Genomic DNA, 17903 nt, shown 5'->3' with positions numbered 1-17903 from the left:
ATTCTGGCTCGGCGCGTGCGCTGACCGGTCCGCTGGCCGAGGCGCAGGAGTTCGGCGACTCGCTCCGCAAGGACTTCCCGATCCTGCAGCGGGTGCTGCACGACGGCAAGCCGCTGGTCTACCTCGACAACGCGGCGACCTCGCAGAAGCCCCGTCAGGTGCTGGACGCGCTCAACGCGTACTACGAGCGGCACAACGCCAACGTGCACCGCGGTGTCCACGTCCTGGCCGAGGAGGCCACGGCACTGTACGAGGGCGCGCGTGACAAGGTCGCGGCGTTCATCAACGCGCCGAGCCGGGACGAGGTGATCTTCACCAAGAACGCCTCGGAGTCGCTCAACCTGGTCGCCAACATGCTGGGCTGGGCGGACGAGCCGTACAAGGTCGACGCCGACGCCGAGATCGTCATCACCGAGATGGAGCACCACTCCAACATCGTCCCGTGGCAGCTGCTCTCGCAGCGCACCGGCGCGAAGCTGAAGTGGTTCGGGCTGACCGACGAGGGCCGGCTCGACCTGTCCAACCTCGACGAGCTGATCAACGAGAAGACGAAGATCGTCTCGTTCACGCTGGTCTCCAACCTGATGGGCACCGTCAACCCGGTCGAGGCGATCGTCCGCCGCGCCCAGGCGGTCGGCGCCCTGGTGCTGATCGACGCCTCGCAGGCCGCCCCGCACATGGTGCTGGACGTCCAGGCGCTGGAGGCCGACTTCGTCGCCTTCACCGGCCACAAGATGCTGGCCCCGACCGGCATCGGCGTCCTCTGGGGCCGCCAGGAGCTGCTGGAGGACCTCCCGCCGTTCCTCGGCGGCGGCGAGATGATCGAGACCGTCACGATGGGCTCGTCCACCTACGCCCCGGCGCCGCACAAGTTCGAGGCGGGCACCCCGCCGATCGCGCAGGCGGTCGGGCTCGGTGCGGCCATCGACTACCTGTCGGCCATCGGCATGGAGCGGATCGCCGCGCACGAGCACGCGATCACCGAGTACGCCGTCGAGCGGCTGCTGGAGATCCCGGACCTGCGGATCATCGGCCCCCGGTCGGCGGTCGACCGCGGCGCCGCGATCTCCTTCGTGCTGGGCGACATCCACCCGCACGACGTGGGCCAGGTGCTGGACGAGCAGGGCATCGCCGTGCGCGTCGGCCACCACTGCGCACGGCCGGTCTGCCTGAGGTACGGCATCCCGGCGACCACCCGGGCGTCGTTCTACCTGTACTCGACGCCGGCCGATGTCGACGCCCTCGTCGACGGCCTGCACCACGTCCGGAACTTCTTCGGCTGAGGCACCGGAAGGGAGCCGCGGGCATGAAGCTCGACTCGATGTACCAGGAGATCATCCTGGACCACTACCGCAACCCCCACGGCAAGGGGCTGCGGGACGGCGACGCCGAGGTGCACCACGTCAACCCGACCTGCGGTGACGAGATCACCCTGCGGGTGCGGCTGGACGGCTCGACCGTCGCGGACATCAGCTACGAGTCCCAGGGCTGCTCGATCAGCCAGGCCAGCGCCTCGGTGCTGAACGACCTGGTGGTCGGCAAGACCGTCGGCGAGGGCCAGCTGATCCAGGAGGCCTTCCTGGAGCTGATGCAGAGCAAGGGCCAGGGCGAGGGCGACGAGGAGGTGCTGGAGGACGCGGTCGCGTTCGCCGGCGTCTCGAAGTACCCGGCACGGGTGAAGTGCGCGCTGCTGAGCTGGATGGCCTGGAAGGACGCCACCGCCCAGGCGCTCGCGCAGCACCCCGCCGTCAACGACTGAAGCAGCAGAGGAGGACACACGTATGAGTGACACCGAGACCAGCACCACGGCCCCGGAGGCGGCCTCCCCGGCTGCCGACGCCCCCGCGGAGACCGTCGCCACCGAGGGTCCGACGGTCATCGTCGGCACCACGGCGGGCACCGTCTCCGTCGAGGACCTCACCGAGGCGCTGATGGACGTCGTCGACCCCGAACTGGGCATCGACGTGGTCAACCTGGGCCTGATCTACGGCATCCACATCGACGAGTCCGACGTGGCGACCATCGACATGACGCTCACCTCGGCGGCCTGCCCGCTGACCGACGTCATCGAGGACCAGGCGAAGACCGCCACCGACGGCCTCGTCCAGGACCTGCGGATCAACTGGGTCTGGATGCCGCCGTGGGGCCCGGACAAGATCACCGACGACGGCCGCGAGCAGCTGCGCGCGCTCGGCTTCAACGTCTGAGCACCGGCACCCGGTCGTACCTCTGCCGCGCGGACCTTCGGGTCCGCGCGGCAGTGTCGTTTCCGCCCGCGCCCGGTCCCGGCCGCTTTCACGGCCGCCGTGCAGCAGGTGGCCGGGAGGACGGGGGCCGGGGCGTCCTGAGGACACCCCGGCCACCGGGAGCCTCCGGGCCGCGCCGGCCGGCGCGCCGCGGCCAGGCCCGGCGCGCCGTGGCCCGGGCCTAGGAGGGCCGGCCGGAGCGCAGCACGCCGGCGGTGAGGGCCACGCAGGCCAGCGCCGCGACCGCCGCGAAGCCGCTGACGGCCGGCAGCAGGCCGTAGCGCTGGGTCAGCGCGCCGACCGCGACGATCGGCAGCGAGCTGCCGAGGTAGACGATCACCCACAGGGTGCTCAGCTCGCCGCCCCTGCGCTCCGGGTCCATCGCGGCGACCGCGCTGGTGAACAGCGAGCGGAAGGCCACCCCCTGGCAGGCGCCGCCGAGCACGCTGCCGATGAACAGCAGCGCCGGCGTGCCGGTGTACTGGGCGGCGACCACCAGGCCCAGCCCGGCCGCGAGGCCGGTCATCCCGAGCGCGATCACCAGCCGGTCCGAGGTGGGCGGCACCAGCAGCTGGACGGCGGCCGAGGAGCCGAGCAGCAGCGCCGCGACCACCGCGCCGGTCAGGTGCGAGCCGCTGTGCAGCAGCTTGGCGGAGAACGCCGGGGCGAGGCTGAGGTAGACGCCGAAGACCGCGTACGAGACGAAGCCGGCGCCGGCCGCGAGCAGGAACTCCCGGCGGCCGCGCGCGGGCAGGGCGAGGCGGCGCGGACGCAGGTGCGCAGGGGTGGTGACGCGCGGCGGCGAGGCGGGCGGGCGCCGGCGGCCGGGCATCCGGGGGTGCACCAGGGCCAGCGGCACGCACAGCGCGAGCAGCGCCACGGCGTGCACCAGGAAGGGCGTGAGCAGCGGGTTCGGGCCGCCCGACAGCGTGGCGCCGACGATCGGGCCGAGCGCCACGCCACCGGCCGAGCAGGCCAGGGTGAGCTTGGCGGCCAGGGTCGGGCGCTCGGGCAGCAGGTCGCCGAGGGCCGCGCCGGCGGCGCCGGTGGACATGCCGACCGCGATGCCCTGGACGGCGCGGCCGGCGGCCAGCTGCCAGAAGCTCCCGGCGGTCGCGAAGACCGCGTCCCCGCCGGCGGCCAGGGCCACGGCCGGGAGGATCAGCGCCCGCCGTCCCAGCAGGTCGGACCAGTGGCCCACGGCGGCGAGCACCGGGACGAGCGCGAAGACGTAGACGGTGAACAGGACCGTGGTGTCCAGCGCGGTCAGGCCGAGCCGGGACTGCAGGTACGGGTAGATCGGGGTGGCCAGGTTGGCGCCGATCAGGAGGAGCAGGAGAGCGGCGGCACAGAGGCCGACGCGGATGCCGCGTACCGCGTTCCAGCGGCTGACGGCGGCGAGCTGGAGCTGTGTGCGTGGTGCGAGCTCCAGCGGGAGCAAGGCCTCCGAGAGCAGGCGTCCGTTGCCGTGGCGCCCGGGGAAGGGCGCGGAGGGCAGGCCGGAGCCGGCGGGGGAGAGGTCCGCCATGGCAGGGGTCTCCTGTGGCCGGGCGCCACCATGGGTCGGCGGGGTGTGCCGATGCGCCCGTCCTGCGGCGCTCTGGTGGTGGCCTCGGTGCGGGGCTCCCTGGCGGAGCGGGTGTGCGTGGGCCCCGCCGCCCGTACGGGCTTGGGGGATGGGGTGGGCTTCGTTGCCCGGGGGCGCGCGCGGGGTGTGCGCGGCGCCCGTCGAAGGATACGCGGTCGGCGCACGCTGCGGCGCGCGCCCCTGGAGGCGGGGCATCGACGGTGCCCGGCAGATACGCTGGGCCGATAGGCCGGTACACACAGCAGAGGCTGGACCGGTTGGCTGACAGGTCTCTGTAGGGAGAACGCGCACACCATGGCCGGACGACGTCGCAAGAATCCTGACAACCCGTCGGCGACCGGGCCCGGCGAACACCCTGCCGAGAGCCTGCTGCCCGCCGATTTCGCCCTGGAGGACCTCTACGGCGCCTTCGCCGCGCACGGTGCGGACGACGAGGACCTCGACGACGCCGCCGTCCTGGTGCCGCCCGTCCGGCTGCCCTCGGAGCAGGAGCTGACGGCCGAGGCGCTGGCCGTCCCGATGCTCGGCTACGCGTTGAAGCTGTCCCGCTGGACGGCCCCGCACCGGGCGGTGGACGAGTTCGGCGACCTGACCGAGGCGGACCGCGAGCCCGCCGCCCGGCTGCTGGGCCTGGCCGCGGCCGAGGGCGAGGTGGCCGAGGAGGAGGTCGTCGAGGCGATGCGGGCCTGGTCGCTGGCCTGCGACCTGGACCTCGTGGAGATCGGCACCACCGCGGCCGGCGAGCACGTGGCGATCCCGGGGCCGGACCTGGAGCCCGCCGAGCAGGGGGACCCGGAGACCGTCCTGGAGCTGTGGCTGACCGCCGCCGGCATCGTCCGCGAGCTGGCCGCCGAGGCCGACTCGCTGCCCGCCGAGGGCGAGGAGGAGGACGAGGCCGAGGAGGGCTCGGAGGAGGACGAGGCCCGGCTGGCCGAGGTCGAGGAGTCCCGGGACGCCGCCGCCGAGCTGCTGGACGAGGCCCTCCAGGTGCTCTACGAGACCACCGCGTTCGCCGAGCCGGGCACCGAGACCGTGCCGCTCGGGGTGCTGGCCGCGCTGCTGGTCGTGCCCGAGGGGGAGGAGCCGAGCGAGGAGCTGCTCGGCGACATCACCGACGTGATGGTGGCGCTGGACCCGATGCTCGGCGACCTCGCCGAGCTGGGCCTGCTCGCCTACCGCCCGATCGACCCGGAGCTCTTCGACGAGGAGGACGGCGAGACGCCCGCGCCGGCCGGCGACGAGCCGCTGGACGAGGCCGAGTCGGCCCGGTTCGGGCTGGTCCGGCTGACCCCGCTCGGGGTCTACGCCGTCCGGCAGTGGCTGCTGGAGGACGGCTACGACGCCCCGCTGGTCGGCGAGCTGGCCCAGGGCGACGCGGCCGAACTGCTCACCGCGGTGGCCGAGTCCGCCAACGTGCTGCCCGAGGAGGAGATCCGCGAGTGGCTGGACGGGCGGGAGCCGCTGCCGGCCGCGCGCGAACTGCTGGCGGCGGCGCGCGGCACCGACACCTACGCCCCGCTGCGGCGGCTGCTCTGCCGGCTGGCGCTGGACCAGCTGGGCAGCCCCGCCGAGCCCGCCGTCCGGGAGGTGCTGGACGACCCGGAGCTGGGCGGCGCGGCCAGGGCCTGGCTGGCGGCCGCGGGCGCCGCGGACGTACCGGCGCCCGAGCGGCCGATGGTGCTCTGGACGGTGGTGGACACCTTCGCGGCCCACCTGCTGGACAGCGGCGGCGACGCCGGCACCCTGCGCGACCTGGTCACCGGGCTGCCGGTGACGGACAACCCGGCCAGCTACTTCGGCGAGCTGTGGCGGGTGGACCACCCGAACACGGCGGACGTGCTGGACGCGGTCGGGGAGCTGCACCTGGACCGGCAGGTCGCCAAGGAGGCCCGGAAGGCCGCGTTCAAGGCCCGCTCGAAGAACTAGGCGCCGGGCCCGGAGCCACCGGGCCCCCGTCCGGTCCCGCGCACGGCTCCGGCCCGGCCGCGGCGGCCGCCGTGCGGGGCCGGGTGCCGTGCATGCGCGTGGGCGGTGCGGGCGTGGGCGGTGGTGCGGGGCCGCCGGCCTAGGCGAGGTCGAGCTGGCCGGTCTCGGTGAAGGGGAAGAACGGGTTGTGGGCCAGCTCCCACAGGTGCCCGTCCAGGTCCTCGAAGTAGCCGGAGTAGCCGCCCCAGGAGGTGGCGGCCGGCGGCTTGACCACCGTGGCGCCGGCCTCCACCGCGACCTTCAGCGCCGCGTCCACCCGTTCGGGTGATTCCAGGTTCACCGCGAGGGTCACCCCCCGGAAGGACGGCTCGCCGGTGGCGGGGACGCCCGCGTCGGCGGCCAGCTCCTCGTACGGGAACAGGCCGAGGACGGAGTCGGCGGTGCGGAACCAGACGATCTCGGGGCTGGACTTGGCCGAGCGGCGCCAGCCGAGGCGCTCGTAGAAGCCGGCGCTGCGGTCGAGGTCGGCGACCCCGAGGGTGACGATGCTGATACGGGCCGGGAACTCGTTGGATGCTGTCATGCCGCCAGGGTAGGCACGGCGACTGACAGGGCGTCCGGAACGCGGCCGGTGCGTCGCGGCCGGGCCCCGGGCCGGTCGTCCGGGGGCGGCTGATGACCCGGCAGGTCGGCCCGTCGTAAAGTTGGGCGGGCGTCGCGCGGGCGCCGGCCGGGTGGCCGGACCGCCGGGCGGGCCACAGGCGGGTACGGCGAGGACACGGGGGTGCGGCGGGACATGATGCGAGAGAGCGGAAGCAGGCCCCAGGACCCGGACGACCGCTACGCCGGCCAGGAGGCGTTCTCCCGCCGGACGATCGCGGAGGCGGACTTCCCGGTGTTCGGGGTGGGGCGGTTCGCCTGCCCGGTCACCGCGGACCGGCTCCTGCGCGCGCGGGCGGCCGAGGACGCGCCGCTGCACAGCGAGGCCCTGGCCGCCTTCGAGAGCTGCGACGGCGAACTCAGCTGGGTGGAGGTCCGCTCCGGCGACTGGACCTCGGCCGACGGCCCCTACCTGAGCGTGCGCACCTACCGGCCGGGCGCCGAGCACGGCGACCCGCTGCCGGAGCTGGAGGACGTGGTCGAGGACGAACGGGACCGCCTCTACGAGCAGCTCGGCATCGACGAGGGCGACGGCCCCGGCGTCGTCCGGGCGCTGCGCGAGTGGATCACCGTGGAGGGCGAGCCCCGCGCGCTGCAGATCCACGAGGACCGCCGTCCCGAGGCCGTCCCGGGGGCCGGCCTCGCGGCCGGTCCGCTGCTGGACGCCGGGGCGGTCTGGGCCGGCCGGCTGCGGGTGGACGGGCTGACCGTCACGGTCTGCGGCCGGGGGGTGCCGCCGGGCGCGGTCGAGCTGGCCAGGATCGAGGACTTCGAGCGCTACATCCTCGGCCGCACCGAGCTGATGCGCCGGCTGGCCGCCCGGCGCGGCCAGGACGTCCCGGTGGAGGAGCGTGAACTCGCCCCCGCCGTCGGGCTGGAGGCACACCGGGAGCTGATCGAGCACAACATCGCCGAGTCGATGGCGATCGACGCGCAGGTGCGCGCCCGGCGTACCCCGCGGCTGCCCCGCCGGCTGCGCGGCGAGGTCGGCGCCGTCCGCTGGGAGGCCGCCGTGCGCCAGCAGATGAGGCTGGCCTCGGAGACCCGGGAGGAGGCCGCCGAGGCGGTGGCCGCGATGGTCAACCACTTGACCAGGCTGGCCCGGAACACCGACTGGGCGGTCGGCACGCCGGACGGCCGGGACGCCGTGGAGGAGGTCGTCCGGTACACCGTGTTCGCCAGCGAGGTGCCGAGCCTGCCCGCCCAACGGGCCTGGGAGCAGTTGTGGCAGGGCGGGCCGGACCGGACCGCCGAGGACGGGCCGGGCGGCGCCGCCCGCCGGCTGGCCGAGCAGGTCTGGCTGTCCGCCTGGGAGCAGTGGCGGCTGGAGCGCAGCATCCGCTGACCCGGCGCCCGGCTGACGGGGCGTCCGCGGCGGCCGCCGGGTCGGCGGTGCGGGCGCCCGGGGCCGGGGTGTCCCGAGGCGTTTGGCAAAGTGCGAGTCATGCGTTCGGATACGGTCGGCAAATGACCACTCCGACGCGGTGTCGGATTCACCTGAGGTTCACCCGCGGGGCACAGTCTGCTCGGCGTCGACGTTCCTTCTCGACACCAGCTCGCCGCGCACCGGGGATTCCGCCGGGCGGACGGCCAACCCTCAGGAGTGACTGCCATGTCGCTGTCCCGCCGGGACTTCGTCAACCGTTCCACCCTCGTCGGCGCCGGTGTGCTGATCGCGGGCAGCGCCGAGGCGCTGGCCACCGCCCCGGGCGCGATCGCCGCCCCGGCCGGTGGGGAGGCGCAGGCCGCCGAGACCGCCGACGCCGAGCGTGCCGCGGTCGGCTACGGCCCGCTGGTCGCCGACCCGGAGAACCTGCTGGCGCTGCCCCAGGGCTTCAAGTACAAGGTGATCACCCGCGCCGGTGTCACCAAGCTGAAGACCGGTGAGTTCACCCCGAGCAACCACGACGGGACCTCCGCCTTCGAGGACGAGCGCGGCGGCAACCTGCTCGTCGTCAACCACGAGCTGGGCGGCGCCCGCGCCAACTGGCCGAACCCGGTGCCGCTGACCGAGGGTCACGTCTACGACCCGGGCGCGGCCGGCGGCTGCACCGTGGTGCACGCCAAGGCCAACGGCACGGTCGAGGAGTGGGTCGGCATCGCCGGCACCGCCACCAACTGCGCGGGCGGCGTGACCCCGTGGGGCACCTGGCTGAGCGGCGAGGAGACCGAGGACAAGGCCGGCAAGAACGGCTTCACCAAGGACCACGGCTACATCTTCGAGGTCGACCCCTTCGACAACGACTACAACCGTGACCCGCAGCCGGTGAAGGCCTTCGGCCGCTACGCGCACGAGGCCGTCGTGGTGGACCCGAAGCGCGGCCACGTGTACCTGACCGAGGACGCGTCCAACCCGAACGGACTGCTCTTCCGCTGGACCCCGCCGGCCGGCTTCAAGCACGGCCGCTACAAGCTGCGCTCGCTCGCCGCCGACGCCGGCGTGCTGGAGGCCTTCAAGGTCTTCGACTCGCAGGGCAAGTTCATCGACGACCTGTCGCGCGCCACCAAGGTCGGCACCACGTACGGCGTGGACTGGGTCAAGGTCGAGGACCGCGACGCCAAGACCGTCTCCGTCCGCAAGCAGTTCAAGGACGGCGAGGTGACCCGCGCCCGCAAGCTGGAGGGCATGTGGTGGGGTGACGGCGGCTTCCACTTCGTCTCCAGCTTCGCCCGCTCGGAGAGCCCGCTGCAGCACGACGGCCAGGTGTGGTTCTACAACCCCGTCCGCCGCACCATCACCCTCAAGGTGCTGCTCGGCGTGAACACCGACGTGTTCGGCGACCACGACAACTACGACGGCCCGGACAACATCACCGTCTCGCCGTACGGCGGCATCGTGATCGCCGAGGACGGCGAGGGCGTCAGCCACCTGTTCGGCGCGACCGAGGACGGCCTGACCTACCCGATCGCCCGCAACGACCTGAACATCGGCACCGCGGAGAAGCCGGAGTTCAGCGAGTTCACCGGGGTGACCTTCTCGGACGACGGCAAGACGCTCTTCGCCAACATCCAGGTGCCGGGCATCCAGCTCGCCATCACCGGCCCGTGGCACCGGCTGAACGAGCACCACCGCGGCCAGGGCTACGGCGCCTGACCGCAGCGGTGAGCACGGCGGCCCGTCGGGGGGACCCGGCGGGCCGCCGGCGTTCCCCGGGCGGCTCAGTCCTCGGCGGGGAGCCGCAGCTGGAGCATCGCCAGCAGCCGCTGCTGGGGCTGGGCCAGGTCGATGCCGGTCAGCTGCTCGGCCCGGCGCACCCGGTAGCGCAGGGTGTTGGGGTGGATGTGCAGCGCCTGCGCGGCCACCCGCACCTCGCCCAGCGCGTCCAGCCAGGCCAGGACGGACTCGGCGAGCCGGGTGCCGTGCCGGCGGTCGTAGTCGGTGAGCGCGGTCAGCCGGGGGTCGCGCAGGCCGGTGCGCTCCTGCAGCAGTGCCAGCATCTCGCTGACCAGGACCTGCGCCTGGACGTCGATCAGCGCCGCCACCTCCAGGTCGACGCCGCCGCGCCGCATCGCGTCCAGGATCCGGTCGGCCTGCGCGCGTGAGTCGGGGACGGCGGCCAGGCCGTCCACGGTGCTGCCGATGGCGGCCCGCAGCGGCACCCCGAGATGGTCCCGGGCGGCCTCCACCACCTCCTGGGCCCAGCTGCGGACGGTCGACATCGGCAGGCCGGCGGGCAGCTCGGGGAGCAGGACGTAGACCCGGGACTCGACCGGGGCGAGCAGCGCGCCGCGGTGCCGGGCGGCGGTGTGCACCGAGATCAGGCCGGTCACCTCGGCGCGGGTCAGCTCCAGGTCGGCGCCCTCGGACGGCGAGCCGGCGGCGTACGCCAGGACGGTGGCCGGGCGGCGCAGGTCCAGGCCGAGGTGGGTGGCGAGGGACTGCGGGCCGGTGGAGCCCTCCAGCAGGCCGGTGAGCAGGGTCTGGGTCAGCCGGACGTCGGCGGAGACCTCCCGGCGCCGGCGCACCAGCTGCGCCGCGGCGACCCGGGCCGCCCCGACCAGGGCCTGTTCGGCCAGCGGGGCGAGCGGCTGGGCGCCCTCCTGGACCCAGATGGTGCCCAGCGGCTGGGCGCCGGCCCGGATGCCGATGGCCAGCCGGCGGCGGATCCCGAGGTCGGGGTGCGGGTCGACCGGGATGACCCCCTCGGAGGCGCGCAGCTGCTGGAAGACGCCCCACTCGCGGAGCTTGGCGAGGTAGGGCTCGGGGCCCTGCCGGCCCAGGATGGACAGCCGCCGCAGGTCGTCCACCTCGTCGGAGTCGGAGGAGCGGGAGTAGGCGAGGACGCGGCTGGAGGTGTCCTCGATGGAGACGATCCCGCCGGTCAGCACGGCGACCGTCTGGGCGAGGGAGAAGAGGTCGCCGGCGCCCGGCCCGTCGGGGTCGGGGGCGTCCGGGCCCGAGATGATCACCCGGGCGAGCGAGTCCAGGTGCTCCCAGCGGGTCTCCCGGCGGACGGAGAGCAGGGCGACGCCGGCTTCGGTGGCGGCCTCCCGCAGGGCGTCGGCCTGGCCGGGGGCGTCCAGTTTCACGGCGACGGCGGCGGCCCGGGCGCGGCCGGCGGCGCGCAGGGCGGGCAGGGCGGCGCGGCCGCGGGCGCCGATGGCCAGCACGAGCTCGCCGGCGGCGGCGGTGGCCTGGTCCTCCGGGTCGAGGATCGCGACGTCCCGGACGGGGACGTCCAGCCCGGCGGGGGCGGCCTGCAGTTCGACCAGCGGTTCGCCGAGCGACATCAGCAGTTGGCGCAGCGTGATTCCGGTGCCGGGGGCCGGCTCGGTCACCGCTTCGCCGCCGGGGCCGTGACCGGGTCCGCGCACGGGCCGGCCGCCGGGTGGGGCGCCGGGCCGGTCACCGGGTTCGCGGTCAGCGGTGCTCTGCGGGCACGCACCCAGGGCCTCCTTCGTCGGCTCGGACAATGCCGTACGGATGATTTTAGCCGTCCGGCCAATCAAGTCGGGTCCCGTGGCGGCATACCTTTCGGATCAGGCCGGTGCGCGACCCGCACCGGCGTCCCCCATGACCCGAAGGAGAGCGCGCGCCATGGATGCTGTGACCCAGGTCCCCGCGCCGGTGAACGAGCCGGTCCACAGCTACGCCCCCGGCAGCCCGGAACGGGCCCGCCTGGAGGCCAAGCTGAAGGAGCTGGGCGGCCAGGAGCCGGTCCAGCTGACCATGACGATCAACGGTGAGCGCCGGATGGGTGGCGGCGCCGAGATCCACGTCGTCCAGCCGCACAACCACGCGGCACGGCTCGGCACCCTGCGCAACGCGACCCGCGAGGACGCGCAGGACGCCGTCGACACCGCCCTCGCCGCGGCCCCGGCCTGGCAGGCGCTCTCCTTCGACTCCCGCGCCGCGATCTTCCTCAAGGCCGCCGACCTGCTGGCCGGCCCCTGGCGCGAGACGCTGGCCGCCGCCACCATGCTCGGCCAGTCGAAGACCGCCCAGCAGGCCGAGATCGACACCCCCTGCGAGCTGGTCGACTTCCTGCGCTTCAACGTGCACTTCGCCCGGCAGATCCTGGCCGAGCAGCCGGTCTCCTCGGACGGCGTGTGGAACCGCAGCGACCACCGCCCGCTGGAGGGCTTCGTCTACGCGATCACCCCGTTCAACTTCACCGCCATCGCCGGCAACCTGCCGACCGCGCCGGCGCTGATGGGCAACGTGGTGCTCTGGAAGCCGTCCCCCACCCAGCAGTTCTCCGCGCACCTGCTGATGCAGCTGCTGGAGGAGGCGGGCCTGCCCAAGGGCGTCATCAACATGGTCACCGGCGACGGCCTGGCCGTCTCCGAGGTCGCCCTCAAGCACCCGGCGCTGGCCGGCATCCACTTCACCGGCTCCACCGCGACCTTCCAGCACCTGTGGCGCGAGGTCGGCAACAACATCGCCGGCTACCGCACCTACCCGCGGATCGTCGGCGAGACCGGCGGCAAGGACTTCCTGGTCGCCCACCCGTCCGCGCACCCGGACGTGCTGCGCACCGCGATGACCCGCGGCGCCTTCGAGTTCCAGGGCCAGAAGTGTTCCGCGCTCTCCCGCGCGTACGTCCCGGCCTCCCTCTGGGCCGGCCTGAAGGACGAGTTCCGCGCCGAGGTCGAGGGCCTGACCATGGGCGACGTCACCGACCTGTCGAACTTCATGAGCGCCGTGATCGACGAGCGCGCGTTCGCCAAGAACAAGGCCGCCATCGACCGCGCCCAGGCCGACCCCTCGGTCGAGGTGCTGGCCGGCGGCACGTACGACGACTCGGTGGGCTGGTTCGTCCGCCCGACCGTGCTGGTCTGCTCGGACCCGGCCGCCGAGTACTTCCGCGACGAGTACTTCGGCCCGATCCTCGCCGTGCACGTCTACGAGGACGAGAAGTACGACGAGATGCTCGCGCAGATGGAGTCGGCCTCCCCGTACGGCCTGACCGGCGCGATCATCGCCCAGGACCGCGCGGCCGCCCAGGACGCCATGCACAAGCTGCGGTTCGCGGCCGGCAACTTCTACATCAACGACAAGCCGACCGGTGCCGTGGTCGGCCAGCAGCCCTTCGGCGGCGGCCGGGCCTCCGGCACCAACGACAAGGCCGGCGCCAAGCAGAACCTCACCCGGTGGACCTCGACCCGCTCGGTCAAGGAGACCTTCGTCCCGCCGACGGACTACCGCTACCCGCACATGGGCTGACACCCCTCCAAGACGAGGGGCGCCTCTCCCCCGTGCCGCCCCTCACCCGGGGCGGCGGCCCAACCCCCCTGGCCGCCGTCCCGGCCCCCCGCCACCGCTGAAGAACCAGTTCCAGGAGTACCGATGCTCCGTTCCGCCCTCCTCGCCGCCTCCCGCTCCCCGCAGGTGCGCACCGTCGTCGAGAAGTTCCCCCCGACCCACGCGATCGTCGAGCGCTTCGTCGCCGGCGAGCTGCTCGACGACGCGGTCACCGCCTGCGACGACCTGGTGGCCACCGGCCGCACGGTCACCCTGGACCACCTCGGTGAGGACACCAAGGACGCGGCCCAGGCCGCCGGCACCGCCGAGGCGTACGAGCACCTGCTGACCGCCCTCAAGGACACCGGCCTGGCGGCCGGCGCCGAGGTCTCGGTCAAGCTCTCGGCGGTCGGCCAGTTCCTGCCGGTCGACGGCGAGAAGATCGCGCTGGAGAACGCCCGCCGGATCTGCGCGGCGGCCGCCGACGCCGGCACCATGGTCACCCTGGACATGGAGGACCACACCACCACGGACTCCACCCTGTCGATCGCCCGCGAGCTGCGCGCCGACTACCCGTGGCTCGGCGTCGTCCTCCAGGCCTACCTGCGGCGCACCGAGGAGGACTGCAAGGAGTTCGCGGCCGAGGGTTCGCGGGTGCGGCTCTGCAAGGGCGCCTACAAGGAGCCCGAGTCGGTCGCCTTCCAGGGCAAGCGCGAGGTGGACCTCGCGTACGTCCGCGCGCTGAAGGTCCTGATGGCCGGCCAGGGCTACCCGATGGTGGCCTCGCACGACCCCAACATGATCAAGATCGCCGGCCAGCTGGCCGAGTGGAACGGCCGCAAGCGCGACAGCTTCGAGTACCAGATGCTCTACGGCATCCGCCCGGAGGAGCAGCTGCGGCTGGCCGCCGAGGGCAACACCATGCGGGTCTACCTCCCGTACGGCCAGGAGTGGTACGGCTACTTCATGCGCCGGCTGGCCGAGCGCCCGGCCAACCTGACCTTCTTCCTGCGCGCGATGGCCACCCGGGGCTGACCGCCCCCGGCGGGGCCGACGGCTCGGAGGAACGGCTTGGTGTCCAGCTCGAACCCGAACGGGTCGGGCGGGGCGAGTGATTCCCCGAACGGGGCGAGACGCACTTCGGTGCACTCGTCCCGTTGCGGCTTTCCGAAGACGCTGACCTGCGACTTGTCGCGGTCGATCAGCAGGTGCAGCGGAATCCCGGCGCGGGCGTAGCAGTGCCGCTTGGCGATCCGGTCCTGATCCGGCCGGCCGGCGGTCACCTCCGCGACCATGGCCACGCCGGCGGGCTCCATCCACGGCGGGGCGCATCCACGGCGGGGCGCCCCGGAGGAGGCGCAGGCCCCGGAGCCCTACGGCCCAGCGGCGACACCGCCCGGCGTAGTGCGACCCGCACCCGGAAGGGGGAGCCGGCGGACGGGTGCTGAGCCACCGTCGGCTGCCGGGTTTCCGTTGGTGGTTCGTTGTTGGCCCCGTGCTAAGAATGCGTGTTCGTTTTCTTACGGGGGAGCCCATGTCGTATCCGCCTCAGCCCAACCAGGCCCAGTCACCGCCGTACGGTCCGCCTCAGCAGTCCTACGGCTATCCGCAGCAGCCGCAGCCGTACGGCCAACCGGCCGCCCCGCAGCCGCCGTTCGGCCAGCCGCAGCAGCCGTACGGCGTACCGCAACCGTCACAGCCGTACGGTCGGCAGCCGCCGCCGGAACGGCCGCGCAGGCGTGGCCTGAAGGCGGTCCTGATCGTGCTGGGGACGTTCCTCGGGCTGATCGCGCTCGGGGCGGGGTTCGTCGTCTACCACATCTCCACCCGTCCGGGTCCGGTGGACCTCGGCGGGGAGAACAACAACCCGTACGAGAAGCTCGCCGCGGCGATGACCTCGGCGCTGGCGGCGAAGGACGAAGAGGCGTTCGTCAAGCCGTTCAAGAGCGACGAGTTGAAGGCGAAGCAGCGGGGGCTCTTCCGTAATCTCGTCAAGATTCCCTGGGAGCAGGCGAGTTGGGAGCCGCAGTTCGCCGCTCCGCTGAACGGTGACATGTGGGTCACCTTCGTGCACCAGATCAAGGGCGTCGACAGCAAGCCGGTCGGTGAGACGTACAACTGGCGGGTCGAGCCGGGCGTCGGCGCGCCGGTGATCACCGAGGTGGGCGGCACCAAGGACCTCCAGGGCAAGGCCTCCGGCAACACCTTCTATCCGGGCCCTTGGGACATCTACCCGGACCTCGCGGTGGAGACCCGCGACCACCTGGTGGTGGTCTCGGACAAGAGCCAGACGGCCGAACTCCAGCGGGACGCCGACATCCTGGCGCAGGCGGCCAAGGACGACCTGGACGCGTGGAAGAAGTCCGGCCCGCCTCCCGCCGCAGGCCGGGAGACCGCGCGCGGCTACTTCATCGTGCTGGAGAAGCAGCGCGAGGTCTACAACCGGCTCTACCGGGGCGACGGGCGGGAGAACGACAGCCTGGAGGCCGGCGTCAACATGCCGATCCCGGTGCACGATCCGCTCTCGGCCTCCAAGGACAAGGAGTCGGGCGGCTCCCGGATCGTGATGGACACCTCGCTGAGCCGCTTCACCGGCCCCGACTGGAAGAACGGCGTCGCCGAGATCGGCCGGCACGAGATGGGCCACGCCACCGTCGAGCTGCTCAGCACCGAGACCGTCCTGGTCGAGGGCCTCCAGGACACCCGGATGTGGGTCATCGAGGGCTTCGCCGAGTACCTGGCCTTCCGCGGCAAGGAGGACCTCCTCAAGGCGGACGCGAAGGCCACGCTCCAGGGGTACCGGTTCGGCGGTACGCTCCCGGAGAGCCTGGGCTTCTACGCGGACGCGGCGAAGGACCGGTCCGCGAACTACTCACTGAGCGCCCTCGCCGTCCAGTACCTGGCCCAGAAGTACGGCGAGGACAAGGCGTTCGCCTTCGTGGCGGCGCACTACGCCAACCCCAAGGCGTACGAGCAGCAGATCACCACGGCCACCGGGCTGCCGCCGAAGCAGTTCCAGTCCGACTGGGCGGCCTGGGTGCGGTCCTACGTCCCCGGGGTCCGCTGACCCGGTCGCGTGGTTCGTCGGACCGAGGCCGTCCGTGCCCCTGGGCGCGGGCGGCCTCCGTCGTCCGTCGCCCGTTGCTCGCAGTAGTCGTATGAATGCGGAACGTTCTTCTGACGGTTCGTCATCGGTGTGCGTTGCCGCCGTATCGGGTTGCCCCTGCCGGAAACGGGGCGAGCCCGGTCGGGTGTTGACGCACCCGGCCGAGCTCTTCGCCCGCCGAGCGGGAAAGGCCCACTGAGGATGCTCAGGCATGTTGTCGCGCCTTCGCGCGCCTTCACGCAGATCGCCAACTCGCACGTGTGGGACGAAAGTCTGTCCGATTCCGCGTTCCGGCTCCTGGTCCGGGCGCTCGCCCTGCCGCCCGTGCGGGCCAGGGCCACCACCGTCACCGAGCTGGCGTCCGGCCTCTCCGGCGGCCGGATCACCACCGACCGGGCGCGCCGTCAGCTCGCCGCCGCCGGGCTGCTGCACTGCGCCCGCCGTCGCAGTGCCACCGGCCAGGTCCGGACCGAGTCACTGCCGGCAGCGGGGCGCGGCACGTCAGCGGCACGGCGCCGGCGCCCTTGCCGGGGCGGCCGGTACCGGGGCGCGACCGGGCTGGCGGGAACGGCTGGCAGCGCTCGGGGTGGAGTGAGCCGGGCGCGGGCCCCTGTCCGGCGCGGTCGGGCAGGGGGTTGGCCGATGCCGTTACGGATGGCGGAGCCGACCCGGTGAGCCTTGGCCCACCTCATGGGATCGCCGTGTTCTGTGCGGCATCTGATCCTGCGTCGGTGTCCGGAAGCCTGTGGGGAACCGGCTCGACGGGCAGACGATGTGATGAGAAGCTGACCTGCTGATCTTCACTGTTTCTCCCAGGGGGAGCTTCACACCGTGCGCCTGCGTCTTTCCGTCGGCTTGATCGTGGCGGCGGCCATCGCCGTCCTCGGGCTACCAGCCCCTGCTCTGGCGGCCCCGGCCGCCACCGTCCTGCTCGTGAACAACGCGAAGGACTCGCACTGTTCCGACTCCGGCACCGGCACCGTCGCCCAGCCCTACTGCACCGTCTCGGCCGCGGCCAAGGCCGTGCAGCCGGGTCAGACCGTCAAGGTCCTCGCCACCGGCAGGGCGTACAACAACGACGAGATCCGGCTGACCCGCTCCGGCACCCCGGAGCAGCCGATCACGTTCCTGGGCGCACCCATCGTGTACGACTGGAGCGAGCAGCCCTCGCTGCAGTCCGGCGACGGGACGACCAGCAGCTTCGTCCTCTCCGGCGTGCACGACGTGGTGATCCGGGGCTTCCACCACGCCGGCAAGCAGAACCCGATCGTCATCACGGACTCGTCCCGGATCACCGTCGACCAGAACCGGTTCGACAACACCCACGGCACCGCGGACGTCCGGATCTCGGGCACCAGCGACCACGTCACCCTCAGCCGCAGCCTGTTCTTCTTCGGGATCGGTGTGGCGCTCGACGCCGGCACCCACGACAACCTGGTCACCGCCAACGACTTCAACCGCACCAGCACCTCGGCGGTCACGGTCAAGGACAGTCCCGGGCTCGCCGTCACCAACAACACCATCGCGTACTCCTGCCAGGAGAGCGTGCTGATCGACGGCGCCTCGCCGGGCGCGGTCGTCAAGAACAACGTGATCACGGCCGACAACCCGGCCCGGACCCAGTACAACCCCTCCCCGTGCGACGCCGCCCACCGGGGCGAGGCGGAGATCTCGGTCTCGGCCGGCTCCACC

At 73.1% G+C, this 17903-nt stretch carries 14 protein-coding genes; 10 read left to right on the top strand and 4 right to left on the bottom strand.

Annotated features, from left to right (window positions below; genetic code table 11):
* Nucleotides 1-20: 20 nt before the first annotated feature.
* The 3 genes from IE329_RS36490 to IE329_RS36480 all read left to right on the top strand — a co-directional run bounded on the left by IE329_RS36490 (nucleotide 21) and on the right by IE329_RS36480 (nucleotide 2207).
* Entirely contained in the window at nucleotides 21-1283 is a 1263-nt protein-coding gene (locus IE329_RS36490) for a cysteine desulfurase (RefSeq protein ID WP_073929029.1), read from the top strand.
* A gap of 23 nt (nucleotides 1284-1306) precedes the next feature.
* Entirely contained in the window at nucleotides 1307-1759 is a 453-nt protein-coding gene (sufU, locus tag IE329_RS36485; protein ID WP_073928864.1) for a Fe-S cluster assembly sulfur transfer protein SufU, read from the top strand.
* 118 nt (nucleotides 1760-1877) lie between these two features.
* On the top strand, nucleotides 1878-2207 hold the full coding sequence (locus tag IE329_RS36480) for a metal-sulfur cluster assembly factor (RefSeq protein WP_030290234.1): 330 nt from the start codon (nucleotides 1878-1880) through the stop codon (nucleotides 2205-2207).
* A gap of 220 nt (nucleotides 2208-2427) precedes the next feature.
* Here the strand turns inward: IE329_RS36480 and IE329_RS36475 are convergent, their stop codons facing one another.
* Nucleotides 2428-3774 carry an MFS transporter gene (locus IE329_RS36475; protein WP_190215350.1) on the bottom strand — a complete coding sequence of 449 codons (1347 nt, stop codon included), beginning with the start codon at nucleotides 3772-3774 and terminating at the stop codon, nucleotides 2428-2430.
* Between the two features lie 354 nt (nucleotides 3775-4128).
* Here IE329_RS36475 and IE329_RS36470 point away from each other — a divergent pair, with 354 nt between their 5' ends.
* Nucleotides 4129-5760 carry a hypothetical protein gene (locus tag IE329_RS36470; RefSeq protein WP_190215349.1) on the top strand — a complete coding sequence of 544 codons (1632 nt, stop codon included), beginning with the start codon at nucleotides 4129-4131 and terminating at the stop codon, nucleotides 5758-5760.
* Nucleotides 5761-5899: 139 nt separating this feature from the next.
* Here IE329_RS36470 and IE329_RS36465 read toward each other — a convergent pair whose 3' ends face one another.
* Nucleotides 5900-6343, bottom strand: coding sequence for a VOC family protein (locus IE329_RS36465; protein ID WP_190215348.1), 444 nt, complete (start codon nucleotides 6341-6343; stop codon nucleotides 5900-5902).
* Between the two features lie 213 nt (nucleotides 6344-6556).
* Here IE329_RS36465 and IE329_RS36460 point away from each other — a divergent pair, with 213 nt between their 5' ends.
* Complete coding sequence (locus IE329_RS36460) at nucleotides 6557-7765, top strand: hypothetical protein (protein ID WP_190215347.1); 1209 nt, start codon at nucleotides 6557-6559, stop codon at nucleotides 7763-7765.
* 267 nt (nucleotides 7766-8032) lie between these two features.
* A complete protein-coding gene (locus IE329_RS36455) occupies nucleotides 8033-9514 on the top strand; it encodes an alkaline phosphatase PhoX (protein ID WP_190215346.1) in 1482 nt (493 codons plus the stop codon).
* Nucleotides 9515-9579: 65 nt separating this feature from the next.
* On the opposite strand, the gene IE329_RS36450 is transcribed toward IE329_RS36455, so the two are convergent.
* Complete coding sequence (locus tag IE329_RS36450) at nucleotides 9580-11199, bottom strand: PucR family transcriptional regulator (RefSeq protein ID WP_229928046.1); 1620 nt, start codon at nucleotides 11197-11199, stop codon at nucleotides 9580-9582.
* A gap of 259 nt (nucleotides 11200-11458) precedes the next feature.
* Between IE329_RS36450 and pruA the strand changes: the two genes are divergently transcribed.
* Both pruA and IE329_RS36440 read left to right on the top strand, forming a co-directional pair.
* A complete protein-coding gene (pruA, locus tag IE329_RS36445; RefSeq protein ID WP_190215345.1) occupies nucleotides 11459-13087 on the top strand; it encodes an L-glutamate gamma-semialdehyde dehydrogenase in 1629 nt (542 codons plus the stop codon).
* A 123-nt stretch (nucleotides 13088-13210) separates the two neighbouring features.
* On the top strand, nucleotides 13211-14140 hold the full coding sequence (locus IE329_RS36440; RefSeq protein ID WP_190215344.1) for a proline dehydrogenase family protein: 930 nt from the start codon (nucleotides 13211-13213) through the stop codon (nucleotides 14138-14140).
* Here the strand turns inward: IE329_RS36440 and IE329_RS36435 are convergent.
* Nucleotides 14065-14406, bottom strand: coding sequence for a Uma2 family endonuclease (locus IE329_RS36435; RefSeq protein ID WP_373311410.1), 342 nt, complete (start codon nucleotides 14404-14406; stop codon nucleotides 14065-14067). The genes IE329_RS36440 and IE329_RS36435 overlap by 76 nt on opposite strands.
* A gap of 233 nt (nucleotides 14407-14639) precedes the next feature.
* On the opposite strand from IE329_RS36435, the gene IE329_RS36430 reads away from it, so the two are divergent.
* Together IE329_RS36430 and IE329_RS36425 are read left to right on the top strand one after the other, a co-directional pair.
* Complete coding sequence (locus IE329_RS36430; RefSeq protein WP_190215342.1) at nucleotides 14640-16172, top strand: gluzincin family metallopeptidase; 1533 nt, start codon at nucleotides 14640-14642, stop codon at nucleotides 16170-16172.
* Between the two features lie 870 nt (nucleotides 16173-17042).
* Nucleotides 17043-17903, top strand: an 861-nt coding sequence (locus IE329_RS36425; protein WP_190215341.1) for a right-handed parallel beta-helix repeat-containing protein, incomplete at its 3' end; no start/stop codon positions are given.

Source organism: Kitasatospora indigofera (assembly GCF_014655955.1).
Classification (GTDB): Bacteria; Actinomycetota; Actinomycetes; order Streptomycetales; family Streptomycetaceae; genus Kitasatospora; species Kitasatospora indigofera.
The sequence above is the reverse complement of the archived record's forward strand: the minus strand, read 5'-3'. Positions and strand labels throughout refer to the sequence as shown.